Below are 26,770 nucleotides of genomic sequence, written 5' to 3'. Positions count from 1 at the left end.
CGATGAGGAAGCAACCTGTCCGGTTTTTTAATTTACATGTGATAGATAATGATAAGCGTCCGTCTGCATACTCGGGACGCCATAATATGAGTGTTGGAGGGAAAGATTATATGAAACCGCAAGTTGGGGTTATTATGGGAAGTGTCTCGGATTGGGAAACGATGAAATACGCTTGTGAGTCATTGGAACAGCTTGAGATTCCCTATGAAAAAAGAGTCGTTTCCGCCCACCGGACGCCGGATTTACTATTTGAATATGCAGAGAGTGCAAAAGAGAGAGATATTAAAGTGATTATTGCCGGAGCAGGCGGGGCTGCACATCTTCCAGGTATGACCGCCGCTAAAACGATTGTCCCTGTGATAGGTGTACCAATACAGTCGAAGGCATTAAATGGGATGGATTCGTTATTATCGATTGTTCAAATGCCTGGTGGCGTACCGGTTGCAACGGTTGCGATCGGAAAAGCGGGCGCAGTCAATGCCGGTTTGTTTGCGGCTCAAATATTAGCAGCTTTTGATTCTGACATTGCTGATAGGTTAGAGGCTTTACGAGACGAAACCAGAGAAAAGGTGTTACAGAGCAGTGAACAACTTAAATAATACAATCATTTTACCGGGACAGACCATTGGAATAATCGGCGGTGGGCAATTGGGCAGGATGATGGCCTTATCGGCTAAGGCATCGGGCTTTAAGATAGCGGTCCTTGAGCCGACGGCAGAAGGTCCATGTGCTCAAGTAGCGGATATAGAAATCACTGGTGCTTATGATGATATCGAAGCATTGAAAAGATTAGCTGAGGTCAGTGACGTCATAACATACGAGTTTGAAAATATCAGTTCAGAAGCCCTGGATTGGTTAAAGCAACATGCATTTCTTCCTCAGGGCTCAGAATTATTAAAGCTGACGCAGGATAGACTTACAGAAAAAAAAGCCATATCTAATGCAGGAGCTTCTGTTGCTCCATATCAGGAAATACAGGATATTTCAGAAATTTACCTTCATATAGAGAAATTAGGGTACCCTAGTGTGTTAAAAACGACGCGGGGCGGTTATGATGGAAAAGGGCAGTTGGTCATAAAGGAAAAAGCCGATATCAAAAAGGCTGAATCCCTGCTCAAAACAGGTAAATGTGTGCTGGAAGCCTGGATTCCTTTCGTAAAAGAAATCTCCATTATCGTGACGCGCAAGGCAGATGGCGAGGCAAGTCATTTCCCGATTGCGGAAAACATTCATATTGAAAACATTCTTCATAAAAGTATTGTTCCCGCCCGTATTAGTCAACAAGCTGAACGGAAAGCTATTAATGAAGCTTTGCAGCTTGCAGAGAAACTTGATTTGGTGGGGACATTGGCAGTCGAGATGTTTTTAACCGCTCAGGATGAGATCATCATTAATGAATTAGCGCCAAGACCTCATAACTCAGGTCATTATACAATGGAAGCATGTGAGACTTCACAGTTCGAACAGCATATAAGGGCTGTCTGCGATTGGCCGCTTGGAAATACGGCGTTATTGAAGCCTGTGGTAATGATAAACATCCTTGGTGAGCATATCGGGCCCTTAATGGATGAAATTCCGACGCTATCAGATTGGAAGGTTCACCTTTACGGTAAGAAAGAAGCCAAGCTTAAGCGGAAAATGGGTCATGTGAATATTTTACGTCCAACGATTGAGGAAGCTCTTTTGGAAAGTGATCGAAGCAAAATTTGGAATCAACAGGTTGAAACGGAGGAAGTAAAATGATTGAACGTTATACCCGCCCAGAGATGGGAAACATTTGGACAGAAAAGAACCGCTTTAATGCGTGGTTGGAAGTTGAAATCTTAGCTTGTGAAGCATGGTCTGAACTAGGTGTCATTCCAAAAGAAGATGTGAAGCTTCTTCGTGAAAATGCTACATTCGATGTGGACCGTATCAATGAAATCGAAAAAGATACACGCCACGATGTTGTTGCTTTTACACGTGCGGTTTCTGAAACGTTGGGTGAAGAACGGAAATGGGTCCATTACGGACTGACTTCTACTGATGTGGTGGATACAGCTCTTTCATATGTAATAAAGCAAGCGAATGATATCCTTGCCAAGGATTTAAATAACTTCGTGGAGATCCTGAAAAATAAAGCGAAAGAACATAAATACACGGTTCAAATGGGACGTACACATGGAGTTCATGCTGAACCGACCACTTTTGGGTTGAAACTGGCACTTTGGTATCAAGAAATGAAACGAAATGTCGAACGTTTTGAAGAAGCTAGAAAGAACATAGAGGTTGGGAAAATCTCTGGAGCTGTCGGAACCTACGCTAACATCGACCCGTTCGTTGAAAAATTCGTTTGTGAAAAGCTTGGCCTTGAGGCAGCGCCTATTTCAACGCAAACATTGCAGCGCGATCGCCACGCACATTATATGAGCACATTGGCTTTAATTGCGACATCAATTGAAAAGTTCGCAGTGGAAATTCGCGGCTTGCAAAAAAGTGAAACACGCGAAGTGGAAGAATTCTTTGCAAAAGGACAAAAGGGATCTTCGGCAATGCCTCATAAACGGAATCCAATCGGCTCAGAAAATATGACGGGTATGGCTCGTGTAATCCGCGGTTACATGATGACAGCATATGAGAATGTGCCATTATGGCATGAACGTGACATATCTCATTCTTCTGCTGAGCGCATCATCTTGCCGGATGCAACGATCGCATTAAACTACATGCTGAACCGTTTCAGCAACATAATTAAGAACTTGACCGTTTATCCAGAAAATATGAAACGCAATATGGACCGTACGCTGGGATTGATTTTCTCACAACGTGTGCTGCTTTCCCTTATCGATAAAGGACTTGTCCGTGAAGAAGCTTATGATACGGTTCAGCCGAAAGCGATGGAAGCATGGGAGCTTCAGGTTCCATTCAGAAGCCTGATCGAAAAGGATGATAAAATCACAAGCTTGCTTACGAAAGAAGAACTTGATGATTGTTTCGATCCTACACATCACCTGAAAAATGTTGATGTAATCTTTGATCGTTTAGGTTTATAAAAGTGAAGGCGGCAAACATGGCACCTCTAAACGGTGATATGTTTGCCAAGCCTGATCAATGGCAGGAAGATTCATAATATTCACAATGTGGGGGTCTGGACAGATGGAAAAACGAGAATTGTTGTATGAAGGAAAAGCGAAACAGATTTTTGCAACGGACAACAGTGAAATAGTATGGGTGGAATACAAGGATTCGGCAACAGCGTTTAATGGTGAGAAGAAGTCAGAGATTGCCGGAAAAGGTAAGTTGAATAATCAAATTACTAGCTTACTCTTTTCAAAGCTTGCCCAGGAAAATATCCCGTCCCATTTTATTGAAAAGCTTTCCGACCGGGAGCAGCTAGTCAAGAGGGTATCCATCATTCCGCTTGAAGTCGTTGTCAGAAATACGGCTGCCGGCAGTTTTTCTAAAAGGACTGGCATTGAAGAAGGCCAGCCGCTCAAGAAAACGCTGATTGAGTTTTACTATAAAGACGACGAGCTCGGCGATCCTCTGTTAACGGAAGACCATATTGAAGAATTGGAACTTGCAAGCAAGGAAGATGTAGCCATTTTAAAAGAAAAGGCACAAGAAATCAGTATCGTCTTAACTTCCTTCTTTAAAGAATTGGACATTAAATTGATTGATTTTAAATTAGAGTTCGGTAAAACCCCGAATGGAGACATTCTGCTGGCAGATGAAATTTCACCTGATACCTGCCGATTATGGGATATTAACACGAACGAAAAGTTAGACAAAGATGTATTCCGCCGTAATTTAGGCAGTTTAACAGATGCTTACGAAAAAATACTAGCAAAGTTGGAGGGCACTCAACATGTATAAGGTTAAGGTATATATCACACTACGCGAAAGTGTACTAGATCCACAGGGAGCAGCAGTGCAACAATCACTTCATAGTTTGACTTATAACGAAGTTAGTGATGTTCGAGTGGGGAAATACATTGAACTTACAATTAAGGATACGGATCGTGATTTAGATCAACTTGTGAAGGAAATGTGTGAAAAACTATTGGCCAATACGGTAATTGAAGCTTACCGTTATGATGTTGAGGAGGTTATCACCCAATGAAATTTGCTGTCATAGTTTTCCCTGGTTCCAATTGTGATGTCGATATGTACCATGCGATAAAGGATGCACTTGGGGAAGAAGTGGAGTATGTTTGGCACTCTACAGACAATCTAGATCAGTATGATGGGATTCTCCTTCCTGGAGGTTTCTCTTATGGAGACTATTTACGCTCTGGAGCAATTGCACGATTTTCGAATGTAATGGCCGAAGTCGTAAAAGCGGCACAAGCAGGAAAGCCTGTATTGGGTGTCTGCAATGGTTTTCAGATTTTACTTGAAGCAGGACTTTTACCTGGAGCGATGCGCCGTAATGAAGGCTTGAAATTCATTTGCCGCAATGTAGGATTGAAGGTTGAAAATAATCAATCGATGTTCACGACAGGATATGAATTAAATGAAACGATTACGATTCCAGTTGCCCATGGTGAAGGGAATTACTACTGTGATAATGAGACATTGGCTGAATTAAAACGAAACAACCGCATCTTGTTCACGTATGATGGTGAAAATCCAAACGGAAGCTTGGAACAAATAGCGGGAATTACAAATGAACAAGGAAATGTCCTCGGAATGATGCCTCATCCCGAACGTGCTGTTGATTCGCTGCTTGGCAGTAAAGACGGCTTAAAGATTTTTCAATCCATCGTAAAAAACTGGAGGGAATCACATGTTATTACAGCTTGAACCAAGTCCGGAAAAAATTAAATCGGATCGATTGTACGCAACTATGGGACTATCCGATGATGAATTTGCAATGGTTGAGAAAATCTTAGGCAGACTGCCGAATTATACGGAAACTGGATTGTTTTCGGTTATGTGGTCAGAGCATTGTTCCTACAAAAATTCAAAACCCATCTTAAGGAAGTTCCCGATTACAGGGGAGAAAGTGCTACAAGGTCCTGGTGAAGGAGCAGGTATCGTTGATATCGGTGACGACCAGGCTGTCGTTTTTAAAATAGAAAGTCATAACCACCCATCGGCAATTGAACCTTATCAAGGTGCTGCTACTGGTGTCGGCGGTATTATCCGTGATGTTTTCTCCATGGGTGCCCGTCCGATTGCGATGCTGAACTCGCTTCGCTTCGGTGAGTTAGACAATGATCGTGTGAAATATCTATTCAAAGAAGTGGTTGCAGGGATTGCAGGATACGGGAATTGTATCGGAATTCCAACTGTCGGCGGAGAAATTCAATTTGATCCATCGTATGAAGGAAATCCTCTGGTCAATGCAATGTGTGTCGGTTTGATCGATCATAAGGACATTAAAAAAGGCCAAGCGCATGGAGTGGGAAACACAGTGATGTATGTGGGTGCCAAAACTGGACGTGATGGTATTCATGGAGCAACATTTGCATCTGAAGAGCTATCAGAGTCTTCAGAAGAAAAACGACCTGCCGTACAAGTAGGCGATCCATTCATGGAGAAACTGCTTTTGGAAGCATGCCTTGAATTGATTCAAAATGATGCCCTTGTTGGTATTCAGGATATGGGAGCTGCGGGTCTTACAAGTTCATCTGCCGAAATGGCGAGCAAAGCTGGATCAGGAATAAAAATGAACCTTGATTTGGTACCGCAGCGTGAAACGGGAATGACAGCATATGAAATGATGCTTTCTGAATCACAAGAGCGGATGCTGATCGTTGTAACTAAAGGACGCGAACAGGAAATCGTTGACTTGTTTACGAAATATGACCTAGAAGCGGTTGCTGTTGGAGTAGTAACGGATGATAAAAATCTAACACTTTCCCATCAAGGTGAAATCGTTGCTGAGGTTCCGGTTGATGCATTGGCTGAAGAAGCTCCGATTTACCACAAGCCATCTGCAGAACCGCAATATTTCCGTGACTTCCAAAGCATGACAGCAGAAGTGCCAGTCATTGGAGATTATAAAGAAACATTGGTATCACTATTGAAGCAACCGACAATTTCGAGTAAGGAATGGGTCTACGACCAATATGATTACATGGTCCGCACGAATACAGTCGTCTCACCTGGATCGGATGCAGCGGTTGTGCGTGTACGGGGTACAAATAAGGCCCTTGCCATGACGACGGATTGCAACTCCCGCTTTATTTATTTAGATCCTGAAACAGGTGGCAAAATCGCAGTGGCTGAAGCTGCCCGTAACATCATTTGCTCGGGTGCAGAACCTTTAGCGATTACGGATTGCTTGAATTTTGGGAATCCAGAAAAACCTGAAATATTTTGGCAATTGGAAAAAGCGGCAGACGGTATGAGTGAAGCTTGCAGAAGCTTAAGTACTCCTGTAATTGGCGGAAATGTCTCCCTTTACAATGAAACGAATGGTGAAGCGATTTATCCGACACCTGTAGTTGGGATGGTTGGTCTTGTCAGTGACCTTCAGCACATCACTACACAAACATTTAAAAATGAATCCGATTTGATTTATGTGGTCGGCGAAGCGAAAGTTGAATTTGGTGGCAGTGAATTACAGAAAATGCTTGAGGGTAAAATCTTTGGACGCGCTCCAGAACTTGATTTGGCCGTTGAACAAAAACGTCAGCAGCAAATCCTCGCTGCAATCCAAAAAGGACTTGTTGCATCAGCCCATGACCTTTCGGAAGGCGGTTTGGCAGTGGCTTTAGCTGAATCTTTATTCGGGGCTAGCAAGCTTGGGGCAAAAGTGAATTTAGCGGGCGAACCGGTATCAGAATTATTCAGTGAAACGCAATCTCGATTCCTACTATCCATCAAGCCTGAAAACAAAACGGCATTCGAAGCGCTAGTTGAAGATGCGATATGCATTGGCTCAGTAACGGGAGATAATAAATTAGTCGTGGCAACAGACATTGATAGCAAAGTATTGGAAGCGGACGTTGAAGATTTACAAACAGCTTGGAAGGGAGCCATACCATGCTTGCTGAAATAAGAAGCCTAAACGAAGAGTGTGGTGTTGTTGGAGTCTGGGGACATCCCGATGCAGCACAGCTGGCTTACTACGGTTTGCATAGCTTACAACATCGTGGGCAAGAAGGAGCTGGCATCGTCGTGACGGACGGTGAGCAGATGTCAATCTCCAAGGGTGAAGGTCTTGTCACAGAGATATTCACGGCAGAAAAAATGCAGGCACTTTCCGGTACCGGAAAAGCAGCAATCGGCCATGTCCGTTATACAACGGCAGGCGGCGGCGGGTATCAAAATGTTCAGCCTTTCTTGTTCAATTCACATACAGGAGGGCTGGCTCTTGCTCATAATGGGAATATCGTCAATGCCCATCAGTTAAAAGCACAGCTTGAAGGACAGGGAAGCATTTTTCAAACGACATCTGATACGGAAGTTCTGGCCCATCTGATTAAACGTTCCGGCTACTCGGATATCAGAGATTCCGTGAAGAACAGTTTAAGCATGCTGAAGGGAGCTTATGCCTTTGTCATCATGACAGAAAACCAAATGATCATGGCTAGAGATCCGCATGGCTTCCGTCCACTTTCCTTGGGGAAAATAGGCGATGCATATTTCGCTGCATCCGAAACATGTGCACTTGATATTGTAGGTGCAGAATTCATCCGCGATATTGAACCGGGTGAACTGGTTGTCATTAATGATGAGGGAATCACATCCGAATACTTTTCGCTTTCCAGTCAACAGGCAATGTGCACGATGGAGTACGTGTATTTTTCCCGTCCGGATAGCAACATTGATGGGATCAATGTTCATACGGCACGAAAAAATCTTGGCAAGCAAATGGCACTGGAAACCAAAATTGAAGCCGATGTAGTTACAGGTGTACCTGATTCCAGCATTTCGGCAGCGATTGGCTATGCTGAAGCTGCAGGCATTCCATATGAAATGGGTTTAATAAAAAATCGGTATGTTGGACGGACGTTCATTCAGCCATCACAAAGTTTGCGTGAACAAGGCGTGAAGATGAAACTTTCACCTGTAAGAGGGGTAGTGGAAGGTAAGCGGGTCATAATGGTTGATGATTCAATCGTCCGTGGGACAACGAGCAGAAGGATTGTCCGCATGTTAAAAGATGCTGGAGCGAAAGAAGTGCATGTAGTAATCAGCTCACCACCGATTAAGAATCCATGTTTTTATGGCATTGACACGTCTAAAAAGGAAGAACTGATTGCGAGCTCTAAATCAGTGGAGGAAATAAGAGAAATCATCGGTGCTGATTCCTTAACTTTTTTAAGTGTCGAAGGTATGGTCGAAGCAATTGGACGACCGTTTCCTGGAGAAACGCGCGGTTCATGCCTAGCTTGTTTCACCGGAAATTATCCGACTGAAATTTTTGAATACGAACGAGAAAAAACAAAATGTTAATCAAGTCGGCAATGATGATTGATTTTCGGAGGAGGATTTCAAATGGCTAATGCATATAAACAGGCTGGTGTGGATATTGAGGCTGGTTATGAAGCGGTAAATCGAATGAAAAAACATGTAAAGCGCACATTACGTCCAGAAGTAATGAATGGTCTTGGCGGTTTCGGCGGCATGTTTGATTTATCTTCCTTGAACCTTAAAGAACCTGTCCTCATTTCAGGTACGGATGGAGTGGGTACGAAACTTTTGTTGGCGTTCATGATGGATAAACACGATACAATTGGAGTGGATTGTGTAGCTATGTGCGTCAATGATGTTGTCGTTCAAGGTGCTGCACCTTTATACTTTTTAGATTATATTGCCTGCGGTAAAGCAGATCCTGAACGAATTGAAATGATCGTCAAAGGGATTGCAGATGGCTGTGAGCAGGCGGGATGTGCTTTAATCGGCGGAGAAACAGCTGAAATGCCAGGCATGTACGAGACGGAAGAATACGATGTGGCAGGTTTTACTGTAGGTGCCGTTGAAAAATCACGTCTAATTACTGGTGAAGCGATCTCGGCGGGTGATGTCGTTATTGGACTCGCTTCAAGCGGCATCCACAGTAACGGGTATTCCCTTGTTCGTAAAATTCTTCTTGAAGACTCAGGTATGTCGCTTCATGACTTCGTACCGGAACTGGATTGCAAGTTGGGAGAGGAATTATTAAAACCGACAAAAATCTATGTGAAGTCCGTTTTATCGACGTTGGAAAAATTTGATGTTAATGGTCTTGCCCATATCACTGGTGGAGGGTTCATCGAGAATATTCCGCGTATTCTTCCTGAAGGATGCGGTGTTGAAATCGAGCTTGGAAGCTGGGAAATTCCAACTATATTCTCATTCCTTGAAGAAAAAGGGAACCTTGTAAAAGAGGAAATGTTCAATATCTTCAATATGGGGATTGGAATGACGGCTGTCGTGAAAAAAGAAGTGGCATCAGATGTGCTAGCCCACCTACAGTCTTGCGGTGAAGAAGCCTCAGTTATTGGAACGGTTGTGGATGGAAATGGAGTGTCGTTCAAATAATGAAACGCCTTGCTGTCTTTGCATCAGGTAACGGTAGTAATTTTCAATCAATTGCTGAAGCAATAAAAAGTGGAAAGTTGGAAGCGGAAATCTGTCTTGTCGTTTGCGATCGTGAAGACGCATATGTGCTTGAGAGAGCTAAGCTTGAGAATATTGATTCTTTCTCCTTTTTAGCGAAGAATTACTCTAACAAGACTGAGTATGAATCGGAAATCCTGGAAAAACTTCGCCAGTATGAGATAGAATTTATCATTCTGGCTGGTTATATGCGTTTGATCGGTCCGACATTATTACAAAAGTATTCACAGAGGATTGTGAACATCCACCCTTCACTCTTGCCTAGTTTTCCAGGCAAGGATGCAATTGGCCAGGCTTTTGACGCCGGAGTGAAGGAAACGGGGGTAACGGTTCATTATGTTGATGATGGAATGGACACAGGACCGGTCATTGCCCAAAAAGCAGTGCCAATTCTTGAGGGGGATACGAAAGATATCCTTCAAAAAAGAATTCAGGAAATGGAGCATGACTTGTATCCGTCAGTTTTGCAGGAGCTATGCCACAAGAAACTTACTTAATGGAGGGACCAACATAACATGAAGAAACGTGCATTAATTAGTGTATCGGATAAAACAGGTATCGTAGAATTTGCTCAAGGGTTGATTGAAGCAGGTTTTGAAATTATTTCTACAGGCGGTACCAAAAAAACGCTGCAGGATAATGGTATTGAGGTAATTGGAATCAGTGACGTCACCGGTTTCCCGGAAATATTGGATGGACGTGTTAAAACGCTTCACCCGAATGTCCATGGAGCGGTGTTGGCAAAACATGATGACAAAAATCACGCAGCACAGCTTGCAGAGCATAATATTGAACCCATTCAACTTGTCTGTGTAAACCTATATCCATTCCAAGCGACTATTTCCAAACCGGAAGTCACTGTGGAAGATGCTATTGAAAACATCGATATCGGTGGACCGACAATGCTTCGTTCTTCTGCCAAAAACCACGAATATGTGACTGTTATCGTTGATTCTAATGATTATCCTACTGTATTGGCTGAGCTGAAACAAAACGGCGGGGTATCAAAAACCACGAATCGCCGCCTGGCTGCAAAAGTTTTCCGCCATACAGCAGCATATGATGCCGTTATTTCAGAGTATATGACAGAGCTTGCCGATGAAGAAAATCCTGAATCTTTGACTGTTACCTATGAATTGAAACAGTCGCTTCGTTATGGGGAAAATCCACATCAAAAAGCCGCATTCTATAAAAAACCGCTCGGTTCCGTTTTCTCAATTGCAGAAGCGAAGCAATTACATGGAAAAGAACTTTCATACAACAACATTAATGATGCTGATGCAGCACTTCAAATCGTTAAAGAATTCAATGAGCCGGCCGCTGTTGCAGTCAAACATATGAATCCTTGCGGCGTAGGTGTCGGTGCAACCATTTTGGAAGCATATGAAAAAGCTTATGAGGCAGATGCCACTTCCATTTTCGGTGGGATCATCGCTTTGAACCGTGAAGTTGATAAGGCGACCGCGGAAAAGCTTCATGAAATTTTCCTTGAAATCATCATTGCTCCTGGGTTTACGCAAGAGGCAGTGGAAGTATTGACAAGCAAGAAAAACCTTCGTTTATTAACGATTGATTTCGACGCGGTTAAAAAGCCTGAACGTAAATTGACATCCATTGAAGGCGGATTACTTATTCAAGATCGGGATGCACATAGCTTAAAGGATGCAGAGGTAAAAGTGGCAACGAAACGTGAGCCTACCCCTGAAGAGTGGAAAGCCATGGAACTTGGCTGGAAAATCGTGAAACATGTAAAGTCGAATGCAATTGTGGTTTGTAACGATCAAATGACATTAGGCGTTGGCGCAGGTCAAATGAACCGTGTGGGAGCTGCAAAAATTGCTCTTGAACAAGCTGGGGAAAGAGCGACAGGAAGTGCATTGGCATCAGATGCTTTCTTCCCAATGGATGATACTGTAGAAGCGGCGGCGAAAGCGGGCGTCACGGCAATCATTCAGCCTGGTGGATCTGTTAAAGATGAGGATTCAATCAAGAAAGCTGATGAATATGGGATTACGATGGTGTTTACAGGAATTCGTCACTTTAAACATTAATCAAAAATGAGGTGCGATAATGAATGTACTAGTAATTGGCCGGGGCGGCAGGGAGCATGCCATAGCCCGCAAACTATTTGAAAGTAAACGGGTTGGGACTGTTTTTGCAGCACCGGGAAATCCAGGGATGACCGATGTAGCGACTCTTGTTCCAATTGATGAAAACAATCACGCGGATTTGGTTGCCTTTGCCAAAGAGAATGCAGTTTCATTAACGGTGATCGGGCCCGAAACTCCATTGTTGAATGGACTTGCAGATGATTTTACGGAGGCAGGATTACAGGTATTTGGTCCTAATGGCCGTGCTGCAGTCATCGAGGGAAGTAAATCCTTTGCTAAAGATTTAATGAAGAACTACAACATTCCGACAGCAGAATATGAAACATTTTCTGATTATGATTCAGCAAAAGCATATATCGAAAAAATGGGTGCCCCCATCGTCATAAAAGCGGATGGTTTGGCTGCAGGAAAAGGTGTCGTAGTTGCTATGACGATGGAAGCGGCGTTAGACGCCATCCATGATATGCTAGTCGGAGCAAAGTTCGGGGAAGCATCTGCCAAAGTCGTCATTGAGGAATTTCTTGATGGTGAGGAATTTTCATTGATGGCATTCGTTAATGGAGAAAAAGTGTATCCGATGGTCATTGCTCAAGATCATAAGCGAGTTTTTGATGGAGATCAGGGTCCGAACACAGGTGGAATGGGTGCATACTCACCGGTGCCGCAAATTTCCGATGAAATGATTCAGACTGCAGTCGAAACAATTCTTAAGCCCACGGTAAATGCGATGATTTCGGAAAATCGCCGTTTTACAGGAATATTATATGCCGGGTTGATCGCTACTGAAAAAGGCACAAAAGTCATTGAGTTCAATGCCCGTTTTGGCGATCCGGAAACGCAAGTTGTTTTACCACGCCTAAAAACAGATTTCGTAGATACGCTAGAAGCGGTTCTTTCTGAAGAGGATTTACAACTTGAATGGCATGAAGAAGCCGTTCTTGGAGTGGTCGTCGCAGCTGATGGATATCCAGGGGAATATAAAAAGGGATCTATCATTAAAGGCTTGGAAAAGATTGATCCGAACGCCCATGTTTATCATGCTGGAACGGCTCTTAATAGTGAGGGGAATTTCATCTCGAATGGCGGACGTGTGCTTCTGGTTGCTGCAAAAGGGAAAGATTTGGCCTCTGCCCAAGCTGAAGTTTATAAAGAGTTGGGGCATATTGAGAAAGACGGCTTATTCTGGCGAACGGATATTGGCCACCGTGCAATAAAATACAATTTTTGATCATAATATAAAGAAGCTGACTCTAAGCGGAGTCAGCTTCTTCTTTAGAAAAAACTTAATATGAATCAGATTGATTGGATTCGTTTTCTTGTTTTGGTTCGTTTTTCATAAAGCTTTGTCCGTTTTCCAATGCATCGACGACAGGACAATAGCGGAGAATGCCTTCGCCTATTTTCATGGCTGAAAGCATGACCACGAATATATAAGATTGGTTTTTCCATGGTTTTTTTACCATTTTAGCCATTGCCCATGTTAGAAGTGTAAAACCACAGGTAATTCGCATTAACGCATTTATTATACTGATATTTTGTTTAAAATTCATTTAAAGTCCATCCCTTCACAAAAATTTAACAATATTCTGGATAACATTACTGTTCTAATGAGGCAAGTATGTTACTATGAAATAAAATTGGATTGAAAATGGTTTTTTTCATACAACTGTTTCTAAAAAATTATGGGGGAATGTTTAATGCTTGAACAGCGCTATAGATGGAAAAATAAGCATCTAAGAGAACATATAGATGTGCTGGATGGCAATAGGGCACCACACATTCTGCTTAAAAATACGACTTATTTAAATCAGGCTTTACGAAAGTGGGTAAAAGCGAATATATGGATATATGATGATCGCATCATATATGTTGGCGATAAACTTCCTGATAATATAGACCGCTGTGAAATGGTAGACTGTACAAACCAGTACTTAGTCCCGGGTTATATTGAGCCGCATTCACACCCTTCTCAATTATATAATCCCCTTTCTTTTTCACGTTATGCATCTCATTTTGGCACAACGACATTGATCAATGATAACTTGCCGTTTCTATTGCAGTTAGATAAAAAGAAAGCGTTTTCTCTTTTGAAAGAATTACGTAACATTCCTGTAACAATGTATTGGTGGAGCCGTTTTGACGGACAAACGGAATTGATAGATGAAGACATGGTCTTTTCCCATGGGGCCGTTAAATCATGGCTGGAGCATGATGCCGTATTACAGGGCGGGGAACTGACTGGATGGCCGAAGCTTCTCGATGGGGATGACATGATGTTGCACTGGATTCAGGAAGCCAAGCGAATGAGGAAGAAAATAGAAGGACATTTTCCAGGTGCTTCAGAGAAGACTTTAGCAAAAATGACCTTGTTCGGCGCCGATTGTGATCATGAGGCAATGACAGGTGATGAAGTCATGTCGCGCTTGCTGCAGGGCTATTATGTATCTTTAAGACATTCTTCGATCCGGCCGGATCTTCCAAAAATGATACAGGAAATCCATGAACTGGGCATTGATCATTATGACAAATTCTTTTATACGACAGATGGATCGCCGCCATCCTTTTATGAAGGTGGTTTCATAGACTGCTTGATTAAAATAGCGATAGAGCATGGTGTTCCGGTCATCGATGCATACAATATGGCAACTATCAACATTGCACGATATTATAACATTGAGTACCTTCATGGCAATATTGCCACTGGAAGGGTAGCGAACATCAACTTCCTGACCGATGTAAAGGAACCTGCACCGGTTTCGGTAATGGCAAAAGGTAAATGGGTTAAAAGGGATGGTGAAATCATTCCGGATAAACAGGAAATCGAATGGAGTGATTTCGATTTTAAACCACTAGATCTTGATTGGGAGCTTAGTTTAAAGGAAGATTTTGAATTTTCCATGCCGTTTGGGATTGAATTGGTCAATAATGTAATTACGAAACCGTACTCCCTTGCCAATGATGTTGGACATGAAGAACTGAACTTTGAGGATGATGAATGCTTTTTCATGCTTATTGACCGGGAAGGGAAATGGCGCATCAATACGATATTAAAAGGGTTTGCGGATAAATTGTGTGGCTTTGCTGGCTCTTATACAAATACAGGAGATATCATACTAATCGGTAAAAGGAAAAAGGATATGCATTTGGCATTTAACCGGCTGAAGGAGATTGGCGGTGGAATCGTTTTAACGGAACACGGAAATGTGATTCATGAACTTCCTCTGAAATTAAAGGGAGTCATGTCCACCAAGGAGGTTCCTGAACTGATTGAAGAGGAAAATGAATTGAAAACTTTGCTGCGTGAGAGGGGTTATCGCTTCGCTGATCCTGTGTACACCCTTTCATTCTTTTCAACAACCCATCTGCCATATATAAGGCTAACCCAGCGGGGAGTATATGATGTTATGAATAAAACTATACTCTTTCCCACTATAATGCGTTAAAATATAAGAGAAGAAATGGCTAATAAATCAGAGGAGTGGAAAGATGAATTTAAAGAGAGTTCTTTTCATCGTTATTGCTATTTTACTGCTGGCAGGCTGTTCGACGAAAGAAAACCCTGCAACGGATGACAGTAAGCCGAAAGACCAGGCTGTCATCAAAAATACAGATGTGAAAAATGAACCTTCCAATAAGTTTCCACTTACAGGTATAGCCACCGATGAAGGCAGTGAGCAAAGGGCTGCAGCAGTGATGGTTAATAATCATCCGGAAGCACGCCCGCAATCGGGCCTCTCAGAAGCCGATATCGTCTACGAAATGCTCGCAGAAGGTGACATAACCAGATTTTTAGCTATCTTCCAAAGTGAAATGCCAAGCCAAATTGGTCCAATTCGGAGTGCAAGGGACTATTATATCGAATTGGCTAAAGGCATGGATTGCATCTATGTGTGTCATGGGAATAGCCCCGAGGCAAAAACCATGCTGGACAAAGGGTATATTGATAACTTGAACGGATTATATTATGATGGTACTTTGTTTCAACGTTCGGCAGATCGAAAAGCACCTCATAATTCCTACATCTCCTTTGAGGATATCCAAAAAGGCGCGAAGGAAAAGGGATATGAGTTGAATGGTGCACCGGAGCCTTATACTTTCCTGACAAAGGAAGAAGAGGCTGGCCTTCAAGGGGAACCGGCATTGAAAACCGAGATTTCCTACGGATCAGACGAGTATGATGTACAGTATGAATACGAAGCAACGGAAGAGAAATATAAACGTTATTCGAATGGAGAGCAAACAGTCGAACATAAATCGAATAAACCTATTTTACTTGATAATATATTGATCATTGAGGCTGCTCATCAAGTGATTGACGATAAAGGGCGTCGTAAAATCGACTTGAAAAGTGGCGGAAAAGGTTATTTACTTCAAAAAGGAAAAGCGAATGAAGTAGAATGGGTTAATAAGGATGGTCGGATTATACCAGTGAAAAACGAAGAAGAAGTAGGATTGATTCCAGGTAAAACCTGGGTCAATATTATTCCGGATGAACCTGGTTTAGTAGGAGACGTCTCATTTTGATACCCATGAAATAGAGGGGGAGTAACATGCAAATTGATAAGTTAAGGGGAAAAGAAACGGATCAGCTGTTTAAGTCGATCCTTTCCTTGCGTGATTTAGACGAATGCTATCGATTTTTTGATGATTTATGCACAGTCAATGAAATTTCATCACTGGCACAGCGTCTTGAAGTAGCCCGCATGCTTGAAGAAGGTAAAACCTATCATAAAATTGAAACGGAAACGGGTGCAAGCACGGCTACGATTTCCAGGGTCAAACGCTGCTTGAATTACGGAAATGATGCTTATTCTATGGCACTTAACCGTATTAAGGATAACGTTGAGGAAACAACTGAATCTTAATTCTATCGATTATAATAACAAGCCGAGGAATTCATTTCCCGGCTTTTTATTTTGGGGGTCCATCACTTTTTCTTTGCCGGCTGTCTTTCAGCCGTATCCGTGTTATATTGGAATTTAGATTCAGAGGTTCCATTTGGTAATAACATTTTATCGATACTTCTCTTTTTTAATGAAAAATCTTAATGCTATAATGGTGTAATGGGAAGTGTGAATGGAGGATTATAATGTACGATTTTCGCGAGTGGAAACATGTTTTCAAACTCGATCCAAATAAAGAAATAAGTGATGAGGCCCTTGAGAAAGTCTGTGAATCCGGTACTGATGCAATCATGGTCGGAGGAACGGATGGAATCACGCTTGAGAATGTGCTTCATTTAATGGCACGTGTCAGACGATATACCGTTCCATGTGTGATGGAAATTTCCTCTGTTGAAACGGTGACACCAGGGTTTGATTTATATTTCATTCCGAGTGTCCTGAATAGCACAAACCCGGATTGGATGATGAAACTGCATCAGCAAGCAGTCAAGGAATACGGATACCTTTTAAATTGGGATGAAATTTTCGTTGAAGGGTACTGTATTCTGAATCCAGAGTGCAAGGCGGCCCAATTGACGAAAGCCAATACTGATTTGGATATGGATGATGTGGGTGCATACGCGATGATGGCTGAAAAGATGTTCAACCTGCCGATTTTTTATTTGGAATACAGCGGTGATTATGGCGATGTCCAGATGGTGGAAGCCGCCAAAGAGAGTTTGGAGGATACCGTACTATTCTATGGCGGTGGGATAAAATCGGTTGAACAGGCCAAAGAGATGTCTAAGATTGCGGATGTCATCGTTGTCGGCAACGTGATTTATGAAGATTTGAAGGTGGCACTTGCAACAGTTTCGGCAGTTAAATGAAAACATGTAATAAATATAGTATACTAAAACAGAAACGAATGTTCGTATAGGTGGTGTGATAATGCAATATTTAGCGGAAAAATTATTAATAGGTTTGAATGAACAGCAACAAAAAGCAGTGAAATCAACTGATGGCCCACTTTTAATCATGGCTGGGGCAGGAAGTGGAAAGACGCGTGTGCTGACTCACCGAATAGCTTACTTGATGGTCGAGAAGGAAATAGCGCCATGGAACATCCTTGCAATCACGTTCACCAACAAAGCGGCCCGTGAGATGAAGGAGAGGATCCGCGCCATACTTGGCGGTGCATCCGAAGATATCTGGATTTCAACTTTCCACTCGATGTGTGTCCGCATTTTACGAAGAGATATCGACCGTATCGGATTTAATAGGAACTTCTCGATATTGGATACGACGGATCAGCAATCGGTCATAAAACAAATTATGAAAGATCGTAATATGGATACAAAGAAATATGATTACCGTGCCATTTTGGGTAGCATCAGTTCAGCGAAAAATGAATTGGTCGGGCCGGAAGAGTACCTGAAGACGGCTTCTGATTACTTCACTAAAGTAACTGCCGATGTATATACGGAATATCAAAAACGGCTGCGTAAAAATTCAGCGCTTGATTTCGATGATTTGATCATGATGACGATTCAATTGTTCCAGCTCGTACCTGAGGTGCTTGAATATTATCAGCGTAAATTTCAATACATTCATGTTGATGAGTACCAAGATACGAACAGGGCTCAATACATGCTTGTTAAACTACTGGCTTCACGCTTCCGTAATCTCTGTGTTGTCGGGGATTCCGATCAATCGATCTATCGTTGGCGCGGTGCGGATATTGCGAATATCCTTTCATTTGAAAAAGATTATCCGAATGCCAACATGATTTTCCTTGAGCAGAATTACCGCTCGACGAAAAAGATTCTAGCAGCGGCGAATAAGGTCATCGGTAACAATCAAAACCGTAAGCCGAAAAATCTTTGGACTGAGAATGCAGATGGCAATAAGTTATTCTATTACCGTGCAGACAATGAGCAAGGGGAAGCACAATTTGTAGCTGGAAAGATAAATGAGTTAGTTCAGGGCGGTAGCAGGAAATATTCCGATATAGCAATACTTTACAGAACAAATGCACAATCACGTGTCATGGAGGAAGTTCTGCTTAAATCCAATATAAATTATGCAATAGTCGGCGGAACCAAGTTCTATGACCGTAAAGAGATTAAGGATTTACTTGCCTATCTTCGCCTTATTGCGAATCCTGATGATGACATCAGTCTCCGCCGTGTAATCAATGTACCAAAACGCGGAATTGGTGCAACTTCAATGGACAAAGTGGCAGATTATGCAGATCAATATGATGTTTCCATTTATAAAGCACTCGAATCTGTGGAAATGGTAGGGATAAGCGGGAAGGCTACCAAAGCGGCAAGGGAATTCCATACGCTGATCACTAACTATACAAATCAGCAGGAGTACTTATCCGTGACGGAACTGGTGGAGGAAGTCATTAAGAAAACCGGTTACCGTGAGATGCTGCAGGCAGAAAAAACGATTGAATCACAAAGCCGGCTTGAAAATATAGATGAGTTTTTATCTGTTACGAAAGCATTCGAAGATAGCAGCGAGGACAAATCATTGGTGGGCTTTTTAACGGATCTGGCATTGGTTGCAGATATAGATCAACTAGATGAGAATTCCGAAGAAGCTACAAACACTGTAACGCTGATGACACTTCACTCTGCGAAGGGACTAGAATATCCGGTAGTCTTTTTACTGGGTCTTGAAGAAGGTGTTTTCCCTCATAGCCGCTCGCTCATGGATGAAGAGGAGATGGAAGAAGAACGCCGTCTGGCTTATGTTGGAATTACAAGGGCTGAAAATGAACTATTCATAAGCAATGCCCAAATGCGGACATTGTATGGACGGACGAGCATGAATCCAGTTTCACGATTCATCAGTGAAATACCAGAGGAACTTCTTGAAGATCTAAAACCGAAACCGGCTCCTAGAGCTAGGCAAACACCTTTCAGTTCTTCGAGAACCGGATCTCCTTCAACAGCTTCCACAAGAAAAGTGCCTGCCTTTGGAAAAGCTGTTTCTGCACCATCCGCAACGGGCGGTGAAGAGATCGGCTGGGCTGTCGGCGACCGTGCATCCCATAAAAAATGGGGGATAGGAACCGTGGTGAGCGTAAAAGGGGAAGGCGAAGGGAAGGAACTGGATATTGCCTTTCCAAGTCCAATCGGCATCAAACGTCTATTGGCGAAATTTGCACCAGTTGAAAAAGCATAAGCTATTAATATGTTTCTACTGGTAAAGAATAGGGATATCTGACTTTAGACACCGCTCTTCTATAAGAAGTGCGGTGGAGTCTTCTTTAGAAAGGATTGAACGTATGGACTTACAAGCTGCAGAGAAGAAAGTTCTAGAACTGCAAACGTTATTGAACCAATACAGCTATGAATATTATGTGATGGACCAGCCATCAGTACCTGATGCTGAATATGATCGGCTACTCCGTGAACTTATTGAGTATGAGGAGAAATTTCCTAAACTGCAATCGGCGGACTCACCGACACAACGGGTCGGTGGCGCCATTTTGGATATGTTTGAAAAAGTGGAGCATACCACACCGATGCTTAGTTTAGGCAATGCCTTCAATGAAAGTGACTTACTGGATTTTGACAGAAAGGTCAGACAATCTGTAGGTGACGATTTTTCCTATGTATGTGAATTGAAAATTGATGGACTTGCCGTCACTCTTCAATATGAGAATGGATATTTCGTAAGAGGGGCAACCCGTGGAGATGGAACGATCGGTGAAGATATTACCGCTAATTTGAAAACGATCAAGTCGATTCCATTGAAGTTGCGGGAGCCGGTTGCCATAGAAGTGCGCGGTGAGGCCTTCATGCCAAAAAAATCATTCGAATCATTAAATAAGGCTAAGGAAGAACGCGGTGAGGAACCATTTGCAAACCCACGAAATGCAGCTGCCGGTTCGTTAAGGCAGCTTGATCCAAAACTTGCTGCGAAACGGAACTTGGATATTTTCCTTTATGCGATTGCCGATTTGGGGGAAACAGGGGTCCGTTCCCACAGTGAGGGTTTGGATTTATTGGATCGGCTCGGGTTTAAGACGAATCGGGAAAGAAAAACATGCTCGAATATAGAGGAAGTACTGGCCTATATAGTAGAATGGACGGAACACCGTCCAAACTTAGCCTTTGATATTGATGGAATTGTCGTAAAGGTGGATTCCCTTGAACAGCAGGATGAATTAGGTTTTACTGCAAAAAGTCCGCGATGGGCCATTGCTTATAAATTCCCAGCTGAAGAAGTCATTACAACCCTAAGGGATATCGAGCTGAATGTTGGCCGTACGGGTGTATTGACCCCGACCGCCGTTTTGGATCCCGTTCGGGTAGCAGGTACGACCGTGCAGCGAGCTTCACTTCATAACGAAGACTTAATCCGTGAAAAGGACATCAGAATCGGAGATCAAGTGGTCGTGAAAAAGGCCGGTGATATCATTCCAGAGGTGGTCAATGTACTGGCAGAGCGCCGTACAGGGGAAGAAGTCGAATTCCAGATGCCGACTGAGTGCCCGGAATGCAGCAGTGAACTTGTTCGGCTGGACGGGGAGGTTGCTTTACGCTGCATCAACCCGAAGTGTCCTGCACAAATACGGGAGGGCTTGATTCACTTTGTTTCCCGTACAGCAATGAATATAGACAGTCTTGGTGAAAAAGTGATTAGCTTGTTGTTTAAAGAAGAACTCATTCAAGATGTGGCTGATATTTATAAGCTTACATACGATCAACTGATTGCTTTGGAAAGGATGGGGGATAAATCCGTCAATAAACTTCTTCAAGCAATCGAAGCTTCGAAAACCAACTCGTTGGAAAAATTACTATTCGGGCTGGGCATTCGCCATGTTGGTTCAAAAGCGGCCAAGACACTTGCGAGGGAATTCGGGACGATGGAAGCATTAAGCAAGGCGAGCCGTGAAGAACTAACGGCCATTAATGAAATAGGTGATAAGATGGCCGATTCCATCGTAGCCTATTTTGAATTGGAAGAAGTACATGCATTACTGAATGAGTTGGATGCAGCTGGTGTAAATCTTACTTTCAAAGGCCCAAGAGCTGTTGCTATTGAAGATATCGACTCCGTTTTTTCTGGTAAAACAGTCGTTTTAACGGGTAAACTGCATAAGTTAACACGTAACGAAGCAAAAGAGAAATTAGAGGCGCTAGGAGCTAACGTTGCTGGAAGTGTCAGCAAGAAAACCGATTTGGTCGTAGCTGGCGAAGATGCCGGTTCCAAACTGGCAAAAGCTGAAAGCCTAGGCGTCATGGTATGGGATGAAGAGAGACTGATTGAGGAACTAAATAAATAAGAGGTGTAGCTATGAGGAAACACTCTATTTTGGGGATGATTCTTATACTGCTTCTTGCTGGATGTGCGCCTAGTTTTGAGGATAAGCAAGAGGTAGTTCAAGACTCCAAAGACAAAAAAGAAACGGCAATTATTCCGAAGTATAAAATTTCGGAAGAATATTATCAAACAATCCTACCGTTTGAACCATCAAAAGCACGCGGTTTGGTCGTATCCAATCTAAATACCCGATATGACATTGAAGAATTCGAAAATGGATTGATGAGGTTGGCCCAAACCCAATTCGACCCGGAAGATTACCTGTTTCAAGAGGGGCAAATACTAGATAGTTCCGAGATATCTTCTTGGCTGAACAGAAAATATACCGATAGTCAGTTGAAAGAGAAGGACATGAAAGCCTCAAAGAATCTTGGCTTGAATCCGGTTGATCCAGGTAAAGGTGACATTGATAAGCGGAATCAAGAAAATCCGATCTATCTTGCCCATGTTTTAGAACATAATTACTTGGTAAAAACAAAAGATAATTCAGTGAGCCTTGGCGGAGTTGTAATAGGTCTTGCGCTGAATTCAGTGCATTACTATCAAAAAGAAGCATACGGTGCCACCTATGAAAAGAAAATCGATAGTAATAAGCTAAAGCAAGAAGGGGAGAAAATTGCTGCAGAAGTCTTAAAAAGGCTGCGTAAAAAGGACAAGCTGAAAAATGTTCCGATTACGATTGCCTTATTCGAGCAAAATGAAAAATCTTCAGTAGTCCCTGGGAATTTCATTTCCTATACAAATATCGATAAAAACTCTGACAACATTGGAAAATGGACGGACTTGGACGAAGAGTATTTCCTATTTCCTTCAGCTGGTGCTGAAAAAAAATACCGTGATGACGTCAATACTTTCACGAACTTTAAAGAAGATGTCGAAGAATACTTCCCTAACTTTAACGGAGTCATCGGGAGGGCGTTCTATATGGATGATCAACTGCAAAGTCTGAACATCGATATCCCCATTCAATTTTATGGGAACTCGGAAGCCATCGGCTTTACCCAATATGTTGCTGGGCTTGTAATGGAACGTTTCCCGAACTATATTGCCGTACAGGTATCCATTACCTCTGTAAATGGACCTGAAGCGCTCATAGTCCGTGAAGCAAATCAGGACGAACCAACCGTGCATATATACGAATGATAAAAGATGAAGCTTAACGGCTTCATCTTTTTTGCGACCCACTTTAAAATTGGAATCTATTTCTTGTAAATTTCAAAATAACCTTAACCAGGAACAAAAATATATAGGAGAAAGTAAACCCTTCCATCTTAGGAAGCAAATACTTTAAAAAGGGAACATTTGTCGAATTTTAAAGGCCTTATTGTCATTTCCCCGGAAATTTCGGCAACTTTCCCATATTTCCCGGAAAATATCTCTTTTTCCTTATGAAATAATTGAATTTCGACATTGTATCTCTTGTTGCTTTACTGTGTAATAGTTTGATATGATTTAAACGATGATTATATGGAGAAAAGCGACGAAATTCAGTCGATTTGGATATTTTTTCGGAGGTGAAGAGAATGTCACGTATTTCTATGGAACAAGTTAAACACGTTGCCCATTTGGCTCGTTTGGCTATTACGGAAGAAGAAGCACAACAGTTTCAGCATCAGCTTGACCAAATGATTTCATTCGCGGAGCAGTTGAATGAGCTTGATACGGATCAAGTAAACCCGACTTCTCACGTTTTGGATATGAAGAATGTTATGCGCGAAGATGTCGCAAAACCGGGATTGCCAGTAGATGAAGTAATTAAAAATGCACCGGATAGCAAAGAAGGATATATCCGTGTACCATCAATAATTGAATAAGGAGGGACAATGATGTCGTTGTTCGAACAAAAGGTTTCTGAGCTTCATGAACGCTTACATAAGAAAGAGATAAGTGTCACTGACCTTGTTAACGAATCGTATGAGCGAATCGGACAAGTAGAGGACAAGGTGAAGGCATTTTTGACACTTGATGAAGAAAACGCCCGCAATCAAGCAAAACGATTGGATGATCAATTGGTAAAAGGCGAGAACGAAGGCGCTTTATTTGGTATGCCAATCGGAGTGAAGGATAATATTGTCACTAAAAATTTGCGTACGACTTGTGCGAGCAAAATTTTGGAGAACTTTGATCCAATCTATGATGCAACCGTTGTTCAAAAGCTACAGAAAGCAGAAACGGTTACGATAGGGAAATTGAATATGGATGAGTTTGCGATGGGTTCTTCTAATGAGAATTCCGCATTTCAGGCAACACGCAACCCTTGGAACACGGAATATGTGCCAGGCGGTTCTTCGGGTGGTTCAGCTGCATCTGTCGCTTCCGGTGAAGTCCTATTCTCTTTAGGTTCCGATACGGGTGGATCGATCCGCCAACCAGCGGCATATTGTGGAGTTGTCGGCTTAAAACCTACATATGGACGGGTTTCCCGATTCGGACTAGTAGCATTTGCGTCTTCATTGGACCAAATTGGGCCAGTTACAAGAACGGTTGAAGATAACGCTTATTTGCTTGAAGCGATTTCAGGTGTAGATCCAATGGATTCGACCTCTGCTAAAGTTGACGTGCCGAGTTTTGTGAATTCATTAACAGGCGATGTTAGAGGATTGAAAATAGCTGTGCCTAAAGAATATCTTGGTGAAGGCGTTGGGGAAGAAGCACGTAATTCCGTACTTGAAGCATTAAAAGTATTAGAGGGGCTTGGAGCTGAATGGGAAGAGGTATCCTTGCCGCATTCCAAATATGCTTTAGCTGCCTATTACCTGCTATCTTCATCGGAAGCTTCGGCTAACCTTTCACGTTTTGACGGAGTGCGTTACGGACATCGTACAGATAATGCAGAGACTCTTATCGAAATGTATAAGCAAACCCGTGCAGAAGGATTCGGTGACGAAGTGAAACGCCGTATCATGCTTGGAACGTTCTCCTTAAGTTCCGGTTATTATGATGCTTATTATAAAAAGGCTCAAAAAGTACGTACATTAATCAAAAAAGACTTTGAAGATGTCTTTGAAAAATACGATGTCATCGTTGGGCCGACTACACCTACACCTGCATTTAAAATTGGTGAAAAAGTCGACGATCCATTAACGATGTATGCGAATGATATCTTGACGATTCCAGTCAATCTTGCTGGTGTACCAGGTATATCAGTGCCATGTGGATTCGCAGCGAATGGGCTTCCGCTTGGACTGCAAATGATTGGGAAGCATTTTGATGAAAGCACGATTTATCGCGCGGCTCACGCATTTGAGCAAGCAACAGATTTTCATAAACAATTTCCTAAGCTGTAAGGGGTGAAAATAATGGACTTTGAAACGGTGATTGGTCTAGAAGTACACGTAGAATTAAAAACGGATTCTAAAATTTTCTCAGCGAGCCCAAATCATTTTGGTGCCGCTCCAAATAGTAACACGACTGTAATTGACCTAGGCTACCCAGGTGTATTGCCTGTCGTCAATAAAAAGGCTGTTGATTTTGCAATGAAGGCTGCGATTGCCCTGAATTGCGAAGTGGCGGAAATTACGAAATTTGACCGGAAAAACTATTTTTACCCGGACAATCCTAAAGCATATCAAATTTCACAGTTCGATCAACCGATCGGTGAGCATGGTTGGATTGAAATCGAAGTGGGCGGCAAGAAAAAGAAAATTGGCATTACCCGCATTCATATGGAAGAGGATGCTGGAAAGCTGACACATAAAGGGAACTATTCATTGTGTGATTATAACCGTCAAGGTACGCCTCTTGTTGAAATCGTATCCGAACCGGATATCACTTCCCCGGAAGAGGCTTATGCTTATCTGGAAAAGTTGAAATCCATCATTCAATACACCGGCGTTTCCGATTGTAAAATGGAAGAAGGCTCACTTCGCTGTGATGCAAACATTTCCTTGAAACCTGTCGGCCAAAAAGAATTCGGTACGAAAACCGAATTGAAAAACTTGAACTCATTCAACTTCGTTCGCAAAGGGTTGGAGCATGAAGAAATCCGACAAGCGGAAATCTTGAATGAAGGCGGCATAATCGAACAGGAAACCCGCCGGTTCGACGAAGCTACAGGCAGAACGGTACTAATGCGAATTAAGGAAGGCTCCGATGATTACCGTTACTTCCCGGAACCGGACTTATTGACAATCCATATCGATGAAGAATGGAAAGCGCGTATTGCTGCCGAGATTCCGGAACTTCCGGATGCACGAAAAAAACGCTATGTCGAAGAATTTGGCTTACCGGAATATGATGCAGCCGTTTTAACGGTAACGAAAGAAAGTGCTGATTTCTTTGAAGCGACAGTCGCTTCAGGCGCTGATGCAAAACTAGCATCTAACTGGATCATGGGTGAGGTTTCCGCTTTCTTGAATGCAGAAGGTAAAGAGCTGCATGATGTCAAATTGACTGCTGAATCGTTGGCTGGAATGATCAAGCTGATTGAAGATGGCACGATTTCTTCTAAAATTGCCAAAAAAGTTTTCAAAGAATTGATTGAAAACGGCGGGAATGCTGAAACGATCGTCAAGGAGAAGGGACTAGTCCAAATTTCCGATGAAGGCGCATTGCGTACAGCCGTTGAAGAAGCATTGAATAATAACCCGCAATCGATTGAAGATTTTAAAGCCGGTAAACAAAAGGCAATCGGCTTCCTTGTCGGACAGATCATGAAAGCGACAAAAGGACAAGCCAATCCACAGCTTGTTAATAAAATTTTGGTGGAAGAAATCAATAAACGTTAATATTGACCGTATCACTTTTAAAGTGGTACGGTTTTCTCTTGATTAAGAAAAGCGTTTACTGTGAAAAAGGAGAAAATAATTTTTGTTTTTTTTGAGTTATCTGTAGGGGTAACTCCTTTTTGTGTCGTCTATTACATGAAAGTTTAACAGGAAAGGAGGAAGAGAA

Annotated in this window: 23 protein-coding genes; 22 read left to right on the top strand and 1 reads right to left on the bottom strand. The window is 42.5% G+C overall.

Annotated elements, in window-relative coordinates:
• Positions 1–110: 110 nt before the first annotated feature.
• From purE to purD, 12 genes are all read left to right on the top strand, one after another.
• A complete protein-coding gene (gene purE, locus BS1321_RS10325; protein WP_063235771.1) occupies positions 111–599 on the top strand; it encodes a 5-(carboxyamino)imidazole ribonucleotide mutase in 489 nt (162 codons plus the stop codon).
• The gene (gene purK / locus BS1321_RS10320) at positions 583–1,743 is read left to right on the top strand and encodes a 5-(carboxyamino)imidazole ribonucleotide synthase (RefSeq protein ID WP_063235718.1); all 1,161 of its coding nucleotides are present in this window, start codon (positions 583–585) and stop codon (positions 1,741–1,743) included. The genes purE and purK overlap by 17 nt, the downstream gene beginning before the upstream one ends.
• The gene (gene purB, locus BS1321_RS10315; RefSeq protein ID WP_063235719.1) at positions 1,740–3,032 is read left to right on the top strand and encodes an adenylosuccinate lyase; all 1,293 of its coding nucleotides are present in this window, start codon (positions 1,740–1,742) and stop codon (positions 3,030–3,032) included. The genes purK and purB overlap by 4 nt, the downstream gene beginning before the upstream one ends.
• 103 nt (positions 3,033–3,135) lie before the next feature.
• Positions 3,136–3,855, top strand: coding sequence for a phosphoribosylaminoimidazolesuccinocarboxamide synthase (gene purC / locus BS1321_RS10310; protein WP_063235720.1), 720 nt, complete (start codon positions 3,136–3,138; stop codon positions 3,853–3,855).
• On the top strand, positions 3,848–4,102 hold the full coding sequence (purS, locus tag BS1321_RS10305; RefSeq protein ID WP_034306118.1) for a phosphoribosylformylglycinamidine synthase subunit PurS: 255 nt from the start codon (positions 3,848–3,850) through the stop codon (positions 4,100–4,102). Before purC ends, purS begins: the two co-directional genes overlap by 8 nt.
• Positions 4,099–4,785: a phosphoribosylformylglycinamidine synthase subunit PurQ gene (purQ, locus tag BS1321_RS10300; RefSeq protein WP_034306116.1), complete on the top strand. Its 687-nt coding sequence runs from the start codon at positions 4,099–4,101 to the stop codon at positions 4,783–4,785. The genes purS and purQ overlap by 4 nt, the downstream gene beginning before the upstream one ends.
• The gene (gene purL, locus BS1321_RS10295; RefSeq protein WP_063235721.1) at positions 4,769–6,991 is read left to right on the top strand and encodes a phosphoribosylformylglycinamidine synthase subunit PurL; all 2,223 of its coding nucleotides are present in this window, start codon (positions 4,769–4,771) and stop codon (positions 6,989–6,991) included. Before purQ ends, purL begins: the two co-directional genes overlap by 17 nt.
• Positions 6,976–8,391, top strand: a complete 1,416-nt coding sequence (purF, locus tag BS1321_RS10290; protein WP_063235722.1) for an amidophosphoribosyltransferase — start codon at positions 6,976–6,978, stop codon at positions 8,389–8,391. The genes purL and purF overlap by 16 nt, the downstream gene beginning before the upstream one ends.
• 42 nt (positions 8,392–8,433) lie before the next feature.
• A complete protein-coding gene (purM, locus tag BS1321_RS10285; protein WP_063235723.1) occupies positions 8,434–9,459 on the top strand; it encodes a phosphoribosylformylglycinamidine cyclo-ligase in 1,026 nt (341 codons plus the stop codon).
• Positions 9,459–10,034, top strand: coding sequence for a phosphoribosylglycinamide formyltransferase (gene purN / locus BS1321_RS10280; RefSeq protein WP_063235724.1), 576 nt, complete (start codon positions 9,459–9,461; stop codon positions 10,032–10,034). Before purM ends, purN begins: the two co-directional genes overlap by 1 nt.
• An 18-nt stretch (positions 10,035–10,052) precedes the next feature.
• Positions 10,053–11,588: a bifunctional phosphoribosylaminoimidazolecarboxamide formyltransferase/IMP cyclohydrolase gene (purH, locus tag BS1321_RS10275; RefSeq protein ID WP_063235725.1), complete on the top strand. Its 1,536-nt coding sequence runs from the start codon at positions 10,053–10,055 to the stop codon at positions 11,586–11,588.
• 19 nt (positions 11,589–11,607) lie between these two features.
• On the top strand, positions 11,608–12,876 hold the full coding sequence (gene purD, locus BS1321_RS10270) for a phosphoribosylamine--glycine ligase (RefSeq protein ID WP_063235726.1): 1,269 nt from the start codon (positions 11,608–11,610) through the stop codon (positions 12,874–12,876).
• A 55-nt stretch (positions 12,877–12,931) separates the two neighbouring features.
• Here purD and BS1321_RS10265 read toward each other — a convergent pair whose 3' ends face one another.
• Positions 12,932–13,198 (bottom strand): YgaP-like transmembrane domain, encoded by a 267-nt coding sequence (locus BS1321_RS10265; protein ID WP_063235727.1) that lies wholly within the window; start codon positions 13,196–13,198, stop codon positions 12,932–12,934.
• 147 nt (positions 13,199–13,345) lie between these two features.
• Here BS1321_RS10265 and BS1321_RS10260 point away from each other — a divergent pair, with 147 nt between their 5' ends.
• The 10 genes from BS1321_RS10260 (at position 13,346) to gatB (ending at position 26,604) form a co-directional block, all read left to right on the top strand.
• Positions 13,346–15,091, top strand: coding sequence for an adenine deaminase C-terminal domain-containing protein (locus tag BS1321_RS10260; protein ID WP_081113073.1), 1,746 nt, complete (start codon positions 13,346–13,348; stop codon positions 15,089–15,091).
• A gap of 43 nt (positions 15,092–15,134) precedes the next feature.
• Positions 15,135–16,172: a DUF3048 domain-containing protein gene (locus tag BS1321_RS10255; RefSeq protein ID WP_063235729.1), complete on the top strand. Its 1,038-nt coding sequence runs from the start codon at positions 15,135–15,137 to the stop codon at positions 16,170–16,172.
• A gap of 26 nt (positions 16,173–16,198) precedes the next feature.
• Complete coding sequence (locus BS1321_RS10250) at positions 16,199–16,513, top strand: YerC/YecD family TrpR-related protein (RefSeq protein ID WP_034306094.1); 315 nt, start codon at positions 16,199–16,201, stop codon at positions 16,511–16,513.
• Between the two features lie 224 nt (positions 16,514–16,737).
• Entirely contained in the window at positions 16,738–17,421 is a 684-nt protein-coding gene (gene pcrB / locus BS1321_RS10245; RefSeq protein WP_063235730.1) for a heptaprenylglyceryl phosphate synthase, read from the top strand.
• A gap of 61 nt (positions 17,422–17,482) precedes the next feature.
• A complete protein-coding gene (pcrA, locus tag BS1321_RS10240; protein ID WP_063235731.1) occupies positions 17,483–19,729 on the top strand; it encodes a DNA helicase PcrA in 2,247 nt (748 codons plus the stop codon).
• Between the two features lie 103 nt (positions 19,730–19,832).
• On the top strand, positions 19,833–21,839 hold the full coding sequence (gene ligA / locus BS1321_RS10235) for an NAD-dependent DNA ligase LigA (RefSeq protein ID WP_063235732.1): 2,007 nt from the start codon (positions 19,833–19,835) through the stop codon (positions 21,837–21,839).
• 11 nt (positions 21,840–21,850) lie between these two features.
• Positions 21,851–23,020: a CamS family sex pheromone protein gene (locus BS1321_RS10230; protein WP_063235733.1), complete on the top strand. Its 1,170-nt coding sequence runs from the start codon at positions 21,851–21,853 to the stop codon at positions 23,018–23,020.
• Between the two features lie 380 nt (positions 23,021–23,400).
• Positions 23,401–23,691, top strand: a complete 291-nt coding sequence (gene gatC, locus BS1321_RS10225; protein ID WP_063235734.1) for an Asp-tRNA(Asn)/Glu-tRNA(Gln) amidotransferase subunit GatC — start codon at positions 23,401–23,403, stop codon at positions 23,689–23,691.
• Between the two features lie 12 nt (positions 23,692–23,703).
• Positions 23,704–25,164 (top strand): Asp-tRNA(Asn)/Glu-tRNA(Gln) amidotransferase subunit GatA, encoded by a 1,461-nt coding sequence (gene gatA / locus BS1321_RS10220; RefSeq protein ID WP_063235735.1) that lies wholly within the window; start codon positions 23,704–23,706, stop codon positions 25,162–25,164.
• Positions 25,165–25,176: 12 nt separating this feature from the next.
• A complete protein-coding gene (gene gatB / locus BS1321_RS10215; RefSeq protein ID WP_063235736.1) occupies positions 25,177–26,604 on the top strand; it encodes an Asp-tRNA(Asn)/Glu-tRNA(Gln) amidotransferase subunit GatB in 1,428 nt (475 codons plus the stop codon).
• The last annotated feature ends 166 nt before the right edge of the window (positions 26,605–26,770 follow it).

The sequence above is a fragment of the Peribacillus simplex NBRC 15720 = DSM 1321 genome (genome assembly GCF_002243645.1).
Lineage (GTDB): Bacteria > Bacillota > Bacilli > Bacillales > DSM-1321 > Peribacillus > Peribacillus simplex.
The sequence above is the reverse complement of the archived record's forward strand: the minus strand, read 5'-3'. Positions and strand labels throughout refer to the sequence as shown.